Raw genomic sequence first — 15,143 nt, 5'->3', positions numbered from 1 at the left:
CCTCGCCCCTCCATCTCCCGCGTCACCCCGGGACGTGTTCCCGGGGTCCAGTGCGATGCAAGCGCAAACCTTTCAACGCTGGCTGTCTCTCTCGCAGTTCCCTCCGCTTCCCCGGCAAAAGCCGAGGCCACCCATAAACTCCACAATCCGTTAACCAAGTCATTGTCAGGTCACGGTGCCCTGACTAAGCTGTCTTCCCAATTGGAGTTTCCGGTCGCGCCGGAATTCGGGCGGAGCAGTTAATGAGCCAGCACTACGACCCCTATAACATCGCCAGCCCTCTGGTTTATCTCATCAAGATGGTGATTTTCCTCGTCCTTGTGGGGCTGGTGGCAATCATCCTTTTGCCTCAATTGCTCGACGCATTCTGGTCCTCGCCCTTCATCAACGGGCTGATCCTGTTCGTCCTGTTCGTGGGCATCGCGCTGTCCTTCCGGCAGGTGGTCCGGCTTTTCCCCGAGGTCAACTGGGTCAATTCCCTCCAGAGCGGCAACCCCAATGCGGTCAGCAAGCCCCCCGTCCTGCTCGCGCCCGTGGCGGGCATGCTGCGCGACCGGCTGGGGGAAACCGTCATCACGCCTGCTTCGCTGCGCTCGATCCTCGATTCGGTGGGCATAAGGCTCGATGAAGCCAAGGACACCTCGCGCTATCTCACCGGCCTGCTCGTCTTTCTTGGCCTGCTCGGCACGTTCTACGGCCTGATCCAGACCGTTTCGGCGGTGTCCGGCGCCATCCAGAGCCTTGATGTGAGCACGGGCGACACTGCCAATATCTTTTCGACCCTCAAGGAAGGGCTCGAAGCCCCCCTGAGCGGCATGGCGATTGCGTTCTCGTCCTCCCTGTTCGGGCTTTCCGGATCGCTCGTCCTGGGCTTTCTCGATCTCCAGACCGGGCAGGCCCAGAACGCCTTTTATACCGATCTGGAAGACTGGATGAGCACCATTACCGAACTCGATCATCCCGTCACGGCCATGCAGGCCAACAATTTGGGCGTCTCGGGCAACGAGATGCAGCAGATGTTCGACCGGCTGGGCGCCACCATGCAGACCCAGAATTCCTCCCAGAACGCCATCCGCGCCATGGCCGAGCTGGCCAAGGGCATCGACGGGCTGGTCAAGCACATCCGCGCCGAACAGGAGGACCTGCGCGCCCACATTGCCGATCAGGCCGAGGTCAACAAACGCCTGACACGATTGATCGACACGTTGCTCGAAGACAATGACCGCCCGCAGGGCGGACAGGGATAATCGCAAATGGCCCTCGTTCGCGGCCGGTCGGCCGAACGCCCCAGCTTCTGGCCCGGTTACGTGGATGCGCTGTCGAGCCTTCTGCTCGTCATCATCTTCCTTTTATCGGTGTTCATGATCACCCAGTTCTTTCTCAACCAGGAAATCCTCGGGCGCGACAGCGCGCTCCAGCGCCTCAACGCCCAGATCGCCGAACTGACCGACCTGCTCCAGCTCGAACGTGCCAACGCCGAAGACCTCGAGGTCACCATCTCGGCCCTCTCGGCGACCCTTTCAGGCGCCGAGGCCGAGCGCGACGCGCTCGAGCAGCGGCTGGCCGGGATCGGTTTGGGCCTTGATGAATCCGAATCCGAGATTGCCGGGCTGACCTCCGAGCTTGTCGCCGAACGTGAAATTTCGAGCGAAGCGATGGCCCAGGTCGCGCTGCTCAACCAGCAGCTTGCCGCCCTCCGCCAGCAGATCGGCGCGCTCGAAGCCGCACTGGACGCCGCCGAGTTGCGCGACACCGAAAGCCGCACCCAGATTGCCGACCTCGGGCGGCGCCTCAACGTCGCGCTCGCCCAGCGGGTGCAGGACCTCTCGCGCTACCGCTCCGATTTCTTCGGCCGCCTGCGCCAGATTCTGGAAGGCCGGTCGGACGTGCAGGTGGTGGGGGACCGCTTCGTCTTTCAGTCCGAAGTGCTGTTCGATGCCGGTCAGGCCCAGATTTCTTCCGAGGGCGAGGAACAGATCGCGTCCCTCGCCGCCGCTATCCTGGAGCTTGAAACCGAAATCCCCTCCGACATTCCCTGGGTCCTGCGCATCGACGGCCATACCGACCGCCGCCCGATCTCGACCCCGCAATTCCCTTCCAACTGGGAACTCTCCGCCGCCCGCGCCATCGCGGTCGCCAAGCTTCTGGTCGAACAGGGCGTCTCTCCCAACCGGCTGCTTGCCGCCGGCTTCGGCGAATTCGCCCCCCTCGATCCGGGCGATACCGACGAAGCCTACCGGCGCAACAGGCGCATCGAGTTCAAGCTGACGGAAGCCTGAGCGGCGTTTCCGTTCCCGCTGAAGCTCGTCACCCCCTCCATTCGCTTCTCCGGCGAACGCCGGAGTCCATCCTTCAGCTTTGGCCGGGGTCCAAGGCTGGCAATGGGTCCCGACTTTCGTCGGGACAGCGAAAGATAGAGAAATTGGCAGGAAATTATTCCGCCGCCGCTATCCGGAACTGCAGTTTCGCCAGTTCCGCGTAGCGTCCGCCCTTGGAGACAAGCTGGTCGTGCGTGCCCTCGTCGATCAGGCGTCCCTTTTCGAGCACGATAATGCGGTCCGCATTGCGGATGGTTGCGAGCCTATGGGCGATGACCAGCGTCGTGCGCCCTTCCATCAGATGTTCGAGCGCCTTTTGCACCAGATGTTCGCTCTGCGCATCGAGCGCGGAGGTTGCCTCATCGAGAAGGAGGATCGGCGCGTCCTTTAAAAGCGCGCGCGCGATGGCCACCCGCTGCTTTTGCCCGCCCGACAGCATCACGCCGCGCTCGCCGACCAGCGTCTCGAATCCGGCGGGCAATTCTGAAACGAACTCGCTCACCAGCGCCGCATCCGCCGCCGCGATGATTTCGTCCATCTTCGCATGCGGCTTGCCAAACCGGATATTGTCGGCGATCGAGCCGGCAAAGATCACCGGCTCCTGATCGACAGAGGCGAATCGGCGCCGCAGATCGCCCGGCTCGGCATCGCGCACGTCGACCCCATCGACCAGCACCCGACCGCCCGAAACGTCGTAAAACCGCTGCAACAGCGCAAAAACGGTCGATTTGCCCGCCCCCGACGCCCCGACCAGCGCCACGGTTTCCCCCGACGCCACCGAAAAGCTCAAGCCCGACAGAATCGCCGTATCGTCCCGCGTCATGTAGGCGAAATCGACATCCTCGAACGCCACCGTGCCCTTGGACGGCAGGGGCATCGGCACCGGATCGGGCCGGATCGGCAAGCCAGGCTTTGTGTCGAGCAACTCGATCAGCCGCTCGGTCGCCCCGGCCACCTGCTGGAGCGTGCCGAAAAGATCGCTCATATTGGTGAGCGCGCTGGTGGCAACCACCGCGTAGATGCCGAACTGGGTCAACTCGCCCACCGTCACCGCGCCCGAAAAGACCGCTTGCGTGCCCAGCCAGATCAGCCCCACCAGCGCAATCATCGAGACGAACAGCACCAGCCCGATCAGCGCCGAGCGGGTCAGGAGGCGCTTGAGTTCCGCCCGGTAGCTCGCCTCGGCAAATCCCCGGAACACCTCCTGCTGGCGATCCTCCTGGACGAAGGACTTGACCGTTTTGACCGAAGAGAGCGTTTCGGTCACCATCGCGGACAGATCGGCCAGCGAATCCTGGGTGATCCGCGAGACCCTGCGCATCCGCTTGCCCATGAAAACGAGCGGGAACACGATGATGGGGATGACGATCACCACGCCCAGCGCGAGCTGGAAATTGGTGAGGAACATCATCACGACCGCCCCCACCATCAGAATGAGCGAGCGCAACGCGAGCGAGGCCGAGGACCCGACCGCCTGCCGGATCGTTGCGACGTCCGCATTGAGCCGCGAGGTCAACTCTCCCACCCGGTTGACGTCAAAGAACGTCGCATCGAGGGTCAAGAGGTGATCGAACACCTGCTGGCGCAGATCGGCGATCACCCGCTCCCCGATCAGTGAAATGAGATAGAACCGGGCCGATGCCGCCACCGCCATGACGACGGCGATGATGATCACCACCCAGGCGTAGCTGGAAACGACCTCAAGGTTTTCCGCCGCGAACCCCTCATCGATGAACCCGCCCGCAAGATAGGGCAGCGACAGCGATGTGATCGCGGCCACCAGCAGAAACAGGAGCGTCAGCGTCAGCCGCACCGGATAGCGCAAGAGGAACGGCAATAACCTCCGCAGGGGGGCGAGCGAGCGCGCCTTTTCCCCGGCCTTGAGGCGCGGCGGCATCGGCGTGTCCCGCTTTTCTTCCGGCTGTAAATCGGTCATGGGCACAGATATGATCGTTGAAGGTTGTCCTAGTTATGCCTTCCCACCCCGGCCCGCAACCAGCAAGGCGCTCGCGTGATGTTTTGCCGCCCCTTGCGCTTGGGCCGCGCTTTGGGTAAAAGGCCGCCAACGTATTCCACAACAGTACCGTCCGGGCGCTAATGCGCCCGTTTGATTTAGGGCCAAAGCCATGAAGAAAGACATCCACCCCGACTATCACTTCATCACCGTGGTGATGACCGACGGGACCGAATACAAGACCCGCTCGACCTATGGCAGCGAAGGCGACACCCTCCAGCTCGATATCGACCCCAAGACCCACCCGGCCTGGACCGGCGGTCAGGGCAAGCTCGTCGACCGCGGCGGCCGCGTCTCGCGCTTCAAGGAAAAGTTCAAGGGCATCCTGGGTTCGTAAGAACCGGACAGACCCTCAAAGAATCAAAAACCCGGCCTCAGCGCCGGGTTTTTCTTTTCTCTCTCCTGTTCGCTGTCCCGGCCCCTGTTCGCTGTCCCGGCGAAAGCCGGGACCCACCCCTCAACGAACGCCGGTGCTACGGGGAGCATGGACTCCGGCTTTCGCCGGAGAAGCGAAAGAGAATGGATCTACTTCCCGAAGGCCGCCCTCAGCTTGTCCATCTGCGCCGCCACGGCATTTTCGCTGTTGGGGTCGGGCTTTTCCTCCCCGCGCTCGATCCGGTCGAACTTGACCACCCGCGCAAACAGCCGGTCGCCCTTTTCGATGAAGCCGTGCATCTGCTCGGGCAACTCGTCCCAGCCCGGCCCGCCACGGTCGGACGGCAGCGCCGAAAACTTGACCTTGGCCTTTTCGGCCCGCGCCTGATCGGGGCTCAATTCCCCCTCGTTGACGGCGCGCTGCAGCAACAGCCAGGACGCGATCTGCATGAGGCGCGTTGTAAGCCGCATGCTTTCGGTCGCATAAACGAAAGAAGCCTCCCGGCTCAGGGACTGGCTCGAAGCCCGGCCCTCCCCGTCGAGATAGGCGGCGACCTCCTCGATGAGACTCATGCCCTCGCGATAGAGCAGGTCGAACCCGCCCGACGCCAGAAGCCGGGGTGTCAGCGCCACCGCCTCGTTCCTGCCTGTGTGATCGTCCACGCCGCCGTCCCTTGCCGCTTACGCAATACCAGATACTGCCCCGACAATAGGGCGAAAACGGGAAGAGGTCATTAACGTGGGGCCGACAATCCCCGCCTCCCCCCGCTTTGCACAGGCCAAAAAGAAAAAAGAGCCGATCATGACGAACGGCTCTCGAAAGTTAACAGGGAGGCGTCAAACAGAGGGAAGGAACCGCTCTGAAGACCCAGTCAGAAACTGGATAACCAAACCCTAAGCCGCCCGGGTTAATTTTAGCTTAACAGGAGTCTTTTTCTTAACCCTGACGGGCCGGGCTTTTTTAACCCTGTCGAAAAGAAGCGCGCGGGCGCCCGCTACCTTTCAGAATTTGAACACGGAATCGGCCGCCGAGCGACTCTGCGTCTTGACCTCGATCGCCTTTTCTAGCCGGACGATCTCCTCGCGCAAAAGCACGATTCTTTGGGTCAGTTCCTCGATGGACAGCGCATCGAGCGCCATGCCGACCTCATGGACCGGCTTTTTTACGATGTCGTCCTCGTCCATGCCGCACCTCAGTCCGAACGGATGTCCTCGTAATCCTTTGTAGCGGGCTTGCCCCGGAACGTTACCCAGAAGAAATTGAGCGCATAATCCATTCCGGTCCGGAACACGCCCTCTTTCTTCAGCCGCCGCCCCGAGGTCTTCATCTTGAGCCCGAACGTCCACTTGACCTTGCCGATCCTGGCGAGCCGCACCGCAACATCGGTGTCCTCGCCGTAAAAGACGATGGACTTGTCATAGCCCCCCGCCTCGGCCCAGGCAGCGCGCCGGAAGACGAAATTGCCCCCCTGAATCACCGAGCCGACGCGCAGAATGAACCGGTTGAGGATATAGATGGCGTAGGTGACGCCATAAAAGAGCTTCACCAGGAACTGGTCCCAGGCCGAAAGATCGTAATAGATATAGGGCCCGCTCAGCGCCACGAGCCTGTCGTCCCGTTCAAAGGCGTCGATGACCGTGTCGAGCCAGCCCTCGGGCACGATGGTGTCGGCATCGATATTGGCGACCAGTTCGGCTTGTGTCGCATCGAACCCCGCCGCCCGCGCATGGACGAGCCCCTTTTGCGGCTCGTCCACCACCCTCACCCCTTCAAAGCCACGCGCGATTTCGCCCGTGCGGTCCTTTGAGGCGTTGTTGACCACGATCACTTCCGCCTCATCGCCCAGCCCCGAACGGGCGATCTCGGCCAGCACCGATTCAAGGCAGGCTCCGATCAGCACCTCTTCATTGTAGGCGGGGATGACAAAGGCCAGTTTCATTGCGCGGTCCCGGATTTTGGTTTGCCCGGCCAATTACAGGGCTTTGTCCCCCTTAGCAATAAAAAGCGGCCCATGCACGGCATGAGGCAGGAATGGCGTTGCGCATCGGCCCGCCGGCCTCTATATTACGCAACGAATTTCCCCTCATCTCCCTACTGGTGATGCGGGCGGACCGGCAGGAAAACCGGCCCGCAGCGACAGGAGACTATTGTCATGGCCACGCAACTGCTCATGCCCAAGGCGACCGCCGTCTGGCTCGTCGAGAACACCGCACTCAGCTTCAAGCAGATTGCCGATTTCTGCACCCTGCACCCGCTCGAGGTCCAGGGCATCGCCGATGGCGATGTCGCCGGCGGCATCAAGGGCGTGAGCCCCATCCAGAACGGCCAGTTGACCCGCGACGAGATTTCGCGCGGCGAAGCGGACGAAAATTACAAGCTCAGGCTCTCCGAGCCCAAGGTCAAGGTCGCCGCACCCAAGCGCCGCGGTCCGCGCTACACTCCCACCTCGCGCCGCCACGAGCGCCCCAACGCCATCAAGTGGCTGGTGCGGAGCCATCCCGAGTTGAAGGATGCCCAGATCATGCGGCTGGTGGGCACCACCAAATCCACCATCGAAGCGGTGCGCGAAGGCACCCACTGGAACAGCGCCAACCTCACCCCGATGGACCCGGTGACGCTGGGCCTGTGCAGCCAGATCGAGCTCGACATGGAAGTGCGCAAGGCCGCCCGCAGCGCCGGCATCGTGGAGGACGCGCCCGAAGGGACACGCCTGCTCACCGCTGAGGAAGCCCTGTCGCGCGCCCAGCACGTTTCCGAAGAGGACGCCGATGCGGGAACCGGGGCGACCGATGCCAATTATGCCGCCGATCTCGAAGCCGAATCGGTCTTTGCCAAGCTCAAGTCCTTGAAGGGAAGCGAACCCGAGGACGACGAATAGGCCGTCCAGCCAGCTTCCGACCCCGGCGAAACCCGCCGGGGTTTTCTTTTGTCGGCACTCTTGGATCGTTTCAGGTTTTGATGAAACGATATGCCGGGTTGGGCCCGGATCGCACTGGGCCCCGGTAATAAATACCGGGGACCAGAGCAAAGCCTCCGCCACGCCGATGATTCAGCCAAACTCCGAAATGCTCTAGATGTTCGACCCCACATTTTACGCCGTAGCCATCGCCGCCGTGTTCATCGTCGGGCTGTCCAAATCGGGGCTTGTCGCCTCGATGGGCATGGTCGGCGTGCCCCTTCTGACGCTGGTCATGCCGGCCCGCGACGCGGCGGGTATGATGCTCCCGCTCCTGCTGGTCATGGACGCCATCGCGCTCGTCGTTTACCGGCGCGAGGTGGAGTGGCGCGTCTTCTGGATCCTTTTGCCCGGCGCGCTCGTGGGAACGGCCATCGGCTGGTCGCTTTCCGCAGTGGTCAGCGAAGCTCTCGTACGGCTCGCCATCGGCATCGTCACCTTGATCTTCGTGCTCGATGCCTGGTTACCCCTGCGCAAGAAGCTCGAGGCCGTGCCGCCCTCGCGGCCCTGGGGCTGGCTCTGGGGCTCGGTCGCGGGCTTTACCAGCTTCATCAGTCATACCGGCGGCCCCCCGGCGCAGATCTACATGCTGCCGCTCAAGCTCTCGCCCGCCCTTTTTGCCGGAACGACAGCGGTTTTTTTCGCCATCGTCAACGCCGCCAAGATCGTTCCCTATTTCCTGTTGGGCCAACTCTCGGTCTCCAACATGCAGGCCGCGGCTTCCCTCATGCCGGTGGCGATCGGCGGCATGCTGATCGGGGTCTGGCTCGTGCGCCGTGTCTCTCAGGCGCTCTTTTACCGCATCGCCTATGTCCTGATCTTCCTGTTGTCGCTCAAGCTCATTTATGATGGCGTGCTCGGCATATAAAAAAGGCCCCAGCGGTCAAGCCGTGGCCTTGCATTCCTTCCAGATGGGCTTTTTGCCGGACGTACGATCAGAACGCCCTCTTTCCTTCATCGGTGCCCGGTTTATCCGGGCAATCCAGTCCCGGGATCGCCGGATCACCCGGACAAGGCCGGGTGATGAGAGGAAAGCAGCATATTTATACCCTAATGCTGCGTCTCGCGATTGGCGCGCGCCATCTGATCCTTGAGTTCGAGTTTCTTGCGCTTGAGTGCGGCGATGAGGAGAGCATCGCGCGAGGGGTGGCGCATCTCCTGTTCGATCTTGCGTTCCAGATCCTGGTGCCGCCGCTCCAGAGAGGTGATGTAAGTCTGTGAAGTCATAGTCACGCCTTTCATCATTGGACGCTACCATGCTTCCAGACTTTACCGCCTTTGTCCAATGGCAAATCTGTGGCAAGAATGATGGGGTGCAAAACCCCACCGGCCACGGTTAACGCGTGGTCAACATGCGGGGGATGGGGATCGGGCAATGCTGCCACTGGAAAAGGAACAGGAAGTAAGGCTCGGCCTTGAACTGGCGACCAAGCGCCAGGAGCACGCCGATCTCGACGCCGCCATCGATACCCTTGCCCGCTCCGGCCTTGCCGATGCAACGCTGCTCCAGCGCCTGAAAAAGCGCAAGCTCGCCCTCAAGGACAGGATTGTCCAGCTCGAACGCCTCCTGCTGCCCGACATTATCGCGTAGGACATCGGTTAATTTGACATTTCAAGTCATAATTACTAATCCTGCGGACAATTCTCATGCCCCCAGGATCCAGTATCAATGAGTACATCCCGCCGCTTTGTCGAACGCATTCGTCATGACGTCAAATTCCGCGTCGCCACCGTGACCCGCGCCGAGCGGATCACCCCCAGAATGGTCCGCGTCGACGTCGAGACGCCCGAACTCGCCGGGTTTCCCAGCGCCGCCTATGACGATCACGTCAAACTGTTCTTTGCCGAGCCGGGCAAGAGCTTCCCGGTGCCCGAAGCCAGCGCCAACGGCCTGCGCTTTCCCGATGGTCGGCGCCCCGAATCCCGCGACTACACCCCCCGCGCTTTCGACCCGGCAACCAACACCCTGACGCTCGATTTCGTGCTCCACGGCGATGGTCCCGCCTCGAGCTGGGCCGAACAGGCCAAGCCCGGCGACACCATCGGGGTCGGCGGCCCGCGCAGCTCGTTCGTCGTGCGCGGCGATTACGACTGGTATCTGCTGGTGGGCGATGAAACCGCCCTTCCCGCCATCGGCCGGCGCCTTGAGGAACTGCCCAAAACCGCCACCGCCATCGCGGTAATCGAGATCGCCGACGACGCCGAGCGCCAGACCATCGAGGGTCCCACGGCAACGACCATCCACTGGGTCCCCCGCAACGGCGCCCCGCTCGGCAACCCCAACCTTGTCCTCGACGCGGTAAAAGCCCTCGCGCTTCCCCAGGGCGACGGTTACGTCTTTGCCGCCGGCGAAGCGGCGATGAGCAAGGCCGTCCGCGCCCATTTCGCCGAAACCCTCGGCCACAACCCCGACAGGATCAAGGCCGCCGGCTACTGGAAATCAGGCGATGCCGATTTCGACGACGGCCACGAACACTGATCCCAGCCGTCAGCTCCCGACACTTCTCCCACTTCACCCTCCCGTCATCACCCGGTTTATCCGGGTGACCCAGTGCTGCGGAAGGCTGGGTTGCCCGAATAAACCGGCAACGACGGAAAAGGGAGTTGCAGGCTCGGCACACCCGCACGCAAAAAGAAAACGCCGCCCGAGACGGACGGCGTTTGCAAAGAACCGTTCAGTTCCAATGCCAATCTGGCGAAGATGTCTTAGCGACGGCCGGTGGAAACACCTGCTTCCCGCTGAGCGCGCTTACGGGCCAGCTTGCGGGCACGGCGGATAGCCTCGGCCTTCTGGCGAGCCTTCTTTTCAGAGGGCTTTTCGTAATAATTGCGCAGCTTCATCTCGCGAAAAACGCCTTCGCGCTGAAGCTTCTTCTTGAGCGCACGGAGCGCTTGATCGACATTATTATCGCGAACGACTACTTGCACGCGGAACACCGCCCTTTCGGTTAGATATTCGGCTGAAATCAAGCGCCACAGTCAAAAGAGCCACGACGCCGACCGACACATGCCAGTCACCGTGGCGGCGCATTTATCAGAACCATGCCGGTTTGTCCACCGCACCGCCCCGAAAAACCGCCATTTCAAGCCTTGGGCAAGACGACGCGATTGAGATGCCCCATCTTTCGCCCGGCGCGGATTTCGTCCTTGCCGTAATGGTGCGGCATCACGCTTCCGCCCGCGCGAACGGCAAGATCGGCGATCTCCTCGCCGATGAGATTTTCCATCACCACATCGGCCAGCCGTGTCGTATCGCCCAGCGGCCAGCCGCAGATGGCGCGGATATGGTTCTCGAACTGATCGGTTATGCACACCGCCTCGGTCCAGTGCCCCGAATTGTGCACGCGCGGCGCGATCTCGTTGACCAGAAGCTCCGGCTCCGCCCCATCGCGGACGAGAAAGAACTCGACCCCCATCACCCCCACGTAATCGAGCGCCCCGGCAACCGTCTTCGCCATCTCCACCGCCTTGCGTCCCGCCACACCAGAAATCGACGCAGGCAGCGTCGAGGTCTTGAGGATATGGTCCTTGTGGACGTTTTCGGCCGGATCGTAGGCAACGGACGCGCCATCCGCCCCCCGCGCCACGATCACCGAGATTTCCTTTTCAAAGGGGATGAACGTTTCCAGCACGAGCTGCACGCCGCCCAGATCGGCCAGCGCCTTTTCGGCGTCCTCGCTCGTCCTGACCGTGCGCTGCCCCTTGCCGTCATAGCCCAGCCGCGTGGTCTTGAGCACCGCCGGATATCCAATCTCATCGAGCGCCGCAAAAAGATCGTCCCGCGTCATCACCGGCCCATAGGGCGCAACCGCAATCCCCGCCCCGGTCAGGAACCCCTTTTCGGCCAGCCGGTCCTGGGAAACCTCCAGCGCCCTTGGCCCCGGCCGCACCGGCGCGTGGCGGGCCATGATCTCGGCGGCTTCGACCGGGACGTTCTCGAACTCGTAGGTCACGACATCCACCGCAGCCGCGAACGCTTCCAGCGCCTCCGCGTCGTCATAGGCGGCAATCGTCTTGCGCGGCGTCACCTCGAAGGCGGGGCTTTTGGGATCGGGGCAATAGATATGGGTCTTCATCCCCAACCGGCTGGCGGCGAGCGAAAGCATGCGCCCCAATTGTCCGCCACCCAATATCCCGATGCTCGATCCGGGTTGCAGTATCGAAATCTCACTCATCGTCGCGCGGGAACTCCGCCACCGCCTCGGTCTGGGCCTGCCGCCACGCGGCGAGCCTTTCCGCCAGCATCTCGTCCGAGAGCGACAGCACGGACGCGGCCAGCAGCGCCGCATTGATCGCCCCCGCCTTGCCGATAGCAAGCGTGCCGACGGGAATCCCCCCCGGCATCTGGACGATGGACAGCAGGCTGTCCTCGCCCCGCAGCGCCTTGCTCTCGACCGGCACGCCGAACACCGGCAGTGTCGTCATCGATGCGACCATGCCCGGCAGATGCGCCGCCCCGCCTGCCCCTGCGATGATGACCTTGAACCCCTCGTCGCGCGCCGTCTGCGCGAACTCGACCATGCGCAACGGCGTCCTGTGCGCGGAAACGATCCGCGCCTCGTAGTCGACCCTCAGCGCTTCGAGCGTTTCGGCGGCAAATCGCATGGTGGGCCAGTCCGACTGGCTGCCCATGATAATGGCGATTGGGGGAGACGATGGCACGCGCAAGGTCCTCTCTTGCCGTTCAAAACCCGCCTTTACCGGATATGGTCTCCCCCCGCAAGCACAAGGGCCGGTCGAAAATTAGAGCGAGGATGCGATCTACCGGCACCGCCACCAGCACCAGCCGCCACCTCGGCGATCGTCGTCGTCATCACGGCTGTCATCATTCCCGCCGTCATCGTCGTTGCCGCCACCATCATCGGTATTACCGCCGGGGCTCTCCGGCTCCCCGCCACCGGTCCCCGCACCCCCGCCGCCCGATCCCGAAGACCCGCCAGCATAGGCAAAATTCTCAGCGCGCGGCAGGTGGAAATTGCGCTTGTAGAGCGGCACGTCGGTGTCGAGCACATAGCCCACCACCGGCTTGTAGGCGTAGCACCCTTCGGTGATGATCACCGAATGGCCGCGCGCAAGGTTGCGCATCGGATCAGGGATGGTCACCGTGCCCGAACAGGCCGACGCCGCCCCCCCGCGCTCCACCGGCGCATGCAGCGAATAGGAGCCGTCGCTGGCAACATCGGCGACCGTTATGCGCAGCGACACCCGGGAGGGATCGAACGGGCGCAGCACCGTATCGGCAATGCCCATCAGCCCCGCGATATCGGCGGAAGACACCTCGCCGGTCGTCTGCGCCGCCAGATCGCCCAGCGTATTGGTTACATAGGCGAGCTTGCGGTCCGCCTCGATCCCCTGGCTGAGATCGACCGACCCGAAATAGACGAGCAACAAAATTGGAGCCAGAAGCGCGAACTCGACCGCCGCCACGCCCTCCTGCGCGGCAACAACGGTCCGCCCCCTGGCCAGCAGCAGATCGCAAAGATGCCTCAGGCGCCCCATCGTTCAGGTCCCGGTTATACCGTTAAAAGACCGTGGGACCCTAAGGGATCGGGCCTAAACCCTGATTAACCGGATAGGGACATTTGTCGCTATGGTTAGCTGTCCCTTTCCGCGACCGCCTCGAAAAACGCCTTGGCCCGCTCCCAGATGCCGCGCGCCCACATGCCCGAATGCCCCGCCCCCTCCTCGATCCAGAGCGCGTAAGGCTCCGGCGCCTGGGCATAAAGCAATTGGGCATTGTCCACGAAAATCGTCGTATCGGCCGTCCCGTGCGCGACGAACACCGGCGCGCTCACATCGGCCATCCAAATATTGGACGGGAACGGATCGAGCATCAACAGCCCCACCGGCACGTAAGGATAGCGCTGCGCGGCGACGTGCACCGCCGAATAAAACGGCGTTTCAAGCAGCAACGCGGGCACCTCGCGCCGGCTTGCCACCCAGACCGCCGGCGATGCGCCCAGCGAGCGCCCCCAGACCAGCACCGGATCGCCCTTTTCGGCCACCCAGTCGTGAGCCGCCAGCGCATCTGCCAGGATATTGTCCTGCGTAATCTCGCCCGGCGACAGCGGAAACCCGCGATAGTCGATCGACAGGAACCCGTATCCATCCGCCTCAAACCCCGCCAGGCGCTCATATTCGGACGAAAAACTCCCCGAATTGCCCTTGAGATACAAAATGACCGGCATCCCCGGGGCGGGTGCGCCATACCAGCCGGTCACCGTTTCCCCGTTCGATGTCGGAATCGTCACCAGTTCGGCATCGATCCCCACATCGGCAATCTCGAAAACATCGCCCGCCGGAAAAAAGAAGAACGCCCGCTGATTGACATAAAGATAGCCCAGCACCCCGAGATAAACGGCGGCGGCCAGAACCACGACGCCGATGCCAACCCGCTTGATCAATCCGCCTCTCCCGTCCGCTGCCAATCAACAAGATGCGCGCAAACGCGGCAAGAGCCAATAGCCTCCCGCCCCGCTCCCCAAAACCTCAAATCTCCTCTTCGCCCAGCGCTACGCGAAAAGCCCTTGCGAAAACCTCGGGCGGTTGTCCGCCAGAGATGGCGAACCGGTTGTCGAAGATAAAGAACGGCACCCCGTTCACCCCCTGCTGAGCGGCGGAGACCGCCATGGCTTGTGTCGTGTTGTGCTCGTTCTCATCGGCCAGCAACGCCAGCGCGTCCTCGCGCGTATACCCGTGCTCTGCCGCGATATCGGCCAAGAGGTCGCGGTCGGTGATGTTCCTGCCCTCAAGGAAATAGGCCCGCGCATAGGCCTTGGCGAGCCCGTACTGATGCCCCGCCGGGGCCAGCCGGATCAACGTATGCGGCTCGATGGTGGGATAGCTCATGGGCTGGACCGACATGTCGAGCGGCACGCCCGCCTCGCGCGCCGTCTGCTCGACGCGCCCCTGCATGGCCGAAACGTCCCCGCCATATTTGGCTTCCAGCCATTGTTTTGTGTTCCGCCCCTCGCGGGGCGTTGAAGGGTCGAGCAGGAACGGGTGATGGGTGATGTCGACCTTCACCTCCGGATCGAGCGCCTTGAGCGCCTGATCGAGCCGCGCCGTGCCGATCAGGCACCACGGGCAGACAATATCGGTATAAAGATCGATATGGATCGATTTCGTCATGAAGCATCCTTTCGGCTAACCCGCAACATGGTCGCCCCCACAGCCATCCGCAAGTACGCACACCGCTGTTAGCGGCTGGGCCGCCACCGCAAGGATTTTACCGAATCGGGTGCCACCCCGCGCTGGATCACCCGGATAAACCGGGTGATGACGGAAGAGGCAATAGTGCCTCGCATCCTCTCCCAATCCTTCCCTGTCGCCCCCCGGTTTATCCGGGTGGCCCAGCGCCGGCCCAAACAAAAAAGGGAGCCTTGGGGCTCCCTTTTGCGATTGCGTATGGCGCATGTTTCAGTGGTGCATCGACTTGACGATAGCCTCGGTCACTTTCTTGGCGTCGCCGAACAGCAT

General features: G+C 62.6%; 19 protein-coding genes. 8 read left to right on the top strand and 11 right to left on the bottom strand.

From position 1 onward, the window contains the following. The first annotated feature begins 242 nt into the window (after positions 1–242). Positions 243–1,247, top strand: a complete 1,005-nt coding sequence (locus DQG18_RS13270) for a flagellar motor protein MotA (protein ID WP_116654732.1) — start codon at positions 243–245, stop codon at positions 1,245–1,247. Between the two features lie 6 nt (positions 1,248–1,253). Continuing rightward, positions 1,254–2,279 carry a peptidoglycan -binding protein gene (locus tag DQG18_RS13265; RefSeq protein WP_116654731.1) on the top strand — a complete coding sequence of 342 codons (1,026 nt, stop codon included), beginning with the start codon at positions 1,254–1,256 and terminating at the stop codon, positions 2,277–2,279. 154 nt (positions 2,280–2,433) lie between these two features. Here DQG18_RS13265 and DQG18_RS13260 read toward each other — a convergent pair whose 3' ends face one another. Beyond that, complete coding sequence (locus tag DQG18_RS13260) at positions 2,434–4,254, bottom strand: ABC transporter transmembrane domain-containing protein (RefSeq protein ID WP_245958464.1); 1,821 nt, start codon at positions 4,252–4,254, stop codon at positions 2,434–2,436. A 190-nt stretch (positions 4,255–4,444) separates the two neighbouring features. On the opposite strand from DQG18_RS13260, the gene rpmE reads away from it, so the two are divergent. Then, a complete protein-coding gene (gene rpmE, locus DQG18_RS13255; protein ID WP_116654730.1) occupies positions 4,445–4,669 on the top strand; it encodes a 50S ribosomal protein L31 in 225 nt (74 codons plus the stop codon). A gap of 188 nt (positions 4,670–4,857) precedes the next feature. Here the strand turns inward: rpmE and rcdA are convergent, their stop codons facing one another. The 3 genes from rcdA to DQG18_RS13240 form a co-directional block, all read right to left on the bottom strand. Beyond that, complete coding sequence (gene rcdA, locus DQG18_RS13250) at positions 4,858–5,370, bottom strand: protease adaptor protein RcdA (RefSeq protein WP_245958463.1); 513 nt, start codon at positions 5,368–5,370, stop codon at positions 4,858–4,860. A gap of 339 nt (positions 5,371–5,709) precedes the next feature. Further along, positions 5,710–5,892 carry a DUF1192 domain-containing protein gene (locus DQG18_RS13245; protein ID WP_116654729.1) on the bottom strand — a complete coding sequence of 61 codons (183 nt, stop codon included), beginning with the start codon at positions 5,890–5,892 and terminating at the stop codon, positions 5,710–5,712. Positions 5,893–5,900: 8 nt separating this feature from the next. After that, positions 5,901–6,647, bottom strand: a complete 747-nt coding sequence (locus DQG18_RS13240; protein ID WP_116654801.1) for a glycosyltransferase family 2 protein — start codon at positions 6,645–6,647, stop codon at positions 5,901–5,903. Positions 6,648–6,860: 213 nt separating this feature from the next. On the opposite strand from DQG18_RS13240, the gene DQG18_RS13235 reads away from it, so the two are divergent. Together DQG18_RS13235 and DQG18_RS13230 are read left to right on the top strand one after the other, a co-directional pair. Then, the gene (locus tag DQG18_RS13235; protein WP_116654728.1) at positions 6,861–7,586 is read left to right on the top strand and encodes a DUF1013 domain-containing protein; all 726 of its coding nucleotides are present in this window, start codon (positions 6,861–6,863) and stop codon (positions 7,584–7,586) included. A gap of 196 nt (positions 7,587–7,782) precedes the next feature. Next, positions 7,783–8,532, top strand: coding sequence for a sulfite exporter TauE/SafE family protein (locus tag DQG18_RS13230; RefSeq protein WP_198669769.1), 750 nt, complete (start codon positions 7,783–7,785; stop codon positions 8,530–8,532). A 182-nt stretch (positions 8,533–8,714) separates the two neighbouring features. Here DQG18_RS13230 and DQG18_RS13225 read toward each other — a convergent pair whose 3' ends face one another. Further along, positions 8,715–8,891, bottom strand: a complete 177-nt coding sequence (locus tag DQG18_RS13225; RefSeq protein ID WP_116654727.1) for a YdcH family protein — start codon at positions 8,889–8,891, stop codon at positions 8,715–8,717. Between the two features lie 148 nt (positions 8,892–9,039). Between DQG18_RS13225 and DQG18_RS13220 the strand changes: the two genes are divergently transcribed. Then, complete coding sequence (locus DQG18_RS13220; protein ID WP_198669768.1) at positions 9,040–9,255, top strand: YdcH family protein; 216 nt, start codon at positions 9,040–9,042, stop codon at positions 9,253–9,255. A gap of 78 nt (positions 9,256–9,333) precedes the next feature. Beyond that, positions 9,334–10,143 carry a siderophore-interacting protein gene (locus DQG18_RS13215; RefSeq protein ID WP_116654726.1) on the top strand — a complete coding sequence of 270 codons (810 nt, stop codon included), beginning with the start codon at positions 9,334–9,336 and terminating at the stop codon, positions 10,141–10,143. A 227-nt stretch (positions 10,144–10,370) separates the two neighbouring features. Here the strand turns inward: DQG18_RS13215 and rpsU are convergent, their stop codons facing one another. From rpsU to DQG18_RS13185, 6 genes are all read right to left on the bottom strand, one after another. Further along, on the bottom strand, positions 10,371–10,592 hold the full coding sequence (rpsU, locus tag DQG18_RS13210) for a 30S ribosomal protein S21 (protein ID WP_116654799.1): 222 nt from the start codon (positions 10,590–10,592) through the stop codon (positions 10,371–10,373). Positions 10,593–10,747: 155 nt separating this feature from the next. Beyond that, entirely contained in the window at positions 10,748–11,839 is a 1,092-nt protein-coding gene (locus DQG18_RS13205; protein ID WP_116654725.1) for a 5-(carboxyamino)imidazole ribonucleotide synthase, read from the bottom strand. Continuing rightward, positions 11,832–12,296 carry a 5-(carboxyamino)imidazole ribonucleotide mutase gene (gene purE / locus DQG18_RS13200; protein ID WP_198669775.1) on the bottom strand — a complete coding sequence of 155 codons (465 nt, stop codon included), beginning with the start codon at positions 12,294–12,296 and terminating at the stop codon, positions 11,832–11,834. Before purE ends, DQG18_RS13205 begins: the two co-directional genes overlap by 8 nt. A 129-nt stretch (positions 12,297–12,425) precedes the next feature. Beyond that, positions 12,426–13,163: a TadE/TadG family type IV pilus assembly protein gene (locus DQG18_RS13195; RefSeq protein WP_116654723.1), complete on the bottom strand. Its 738-nt coding sequence runs from the start codon at positions 13,161–13,163 to the stop codon at positions 12,426–12,428. Positions 13,164–13,258: 95 nt separating this feature from the next. Next, entirely contained in the window at positions 13,259–14,068 is an 810-nt protein-coding gene (locus DQG18_RS13190) for an alpha/beta hydrolase (RefSeq protein ID WP_116654722.1), read from the bottom strand. Positions 14,069–14,153: 85 nt separating this feature from the next. After that, on the bottom strand, positions 14,154–14,795 hold the full coding sequence (locus DQG18_RS13185) for a DsbA family oxidoreductase (protein ID WP_116654721.1): 642 nt from the start codon (positions 14,793–14,795) through the stop codon (positions 14,154–14,156). A 147-nt stretch (positions 14,796–14,942) separates the two neighbouring features. Here DQG18_RS13185 and DQG18_RS16400 point away from each other — a divergent pair. Further along, a partial coding sequence (locus tag DQG18_RS16400; RefSeq protein WP_210208084.1) for a hypothetical protein occupies positions 14,943–15,143 on the top strand: 201 nt, incomplete at its 3' end.

Source organism: Pelagibacterium sediminicola (assembly GCF_003390885.1).
Lineage (GTDB): Bacteria > Pseudomonadota > Alphaproteobacteria > Rhizobiales > Devosiaceae > Pelagibacterium > Pelagibacterium sediminicola.
This window is presented reverse-complemented; position numbering and strand designations above follow the sequence as displayed.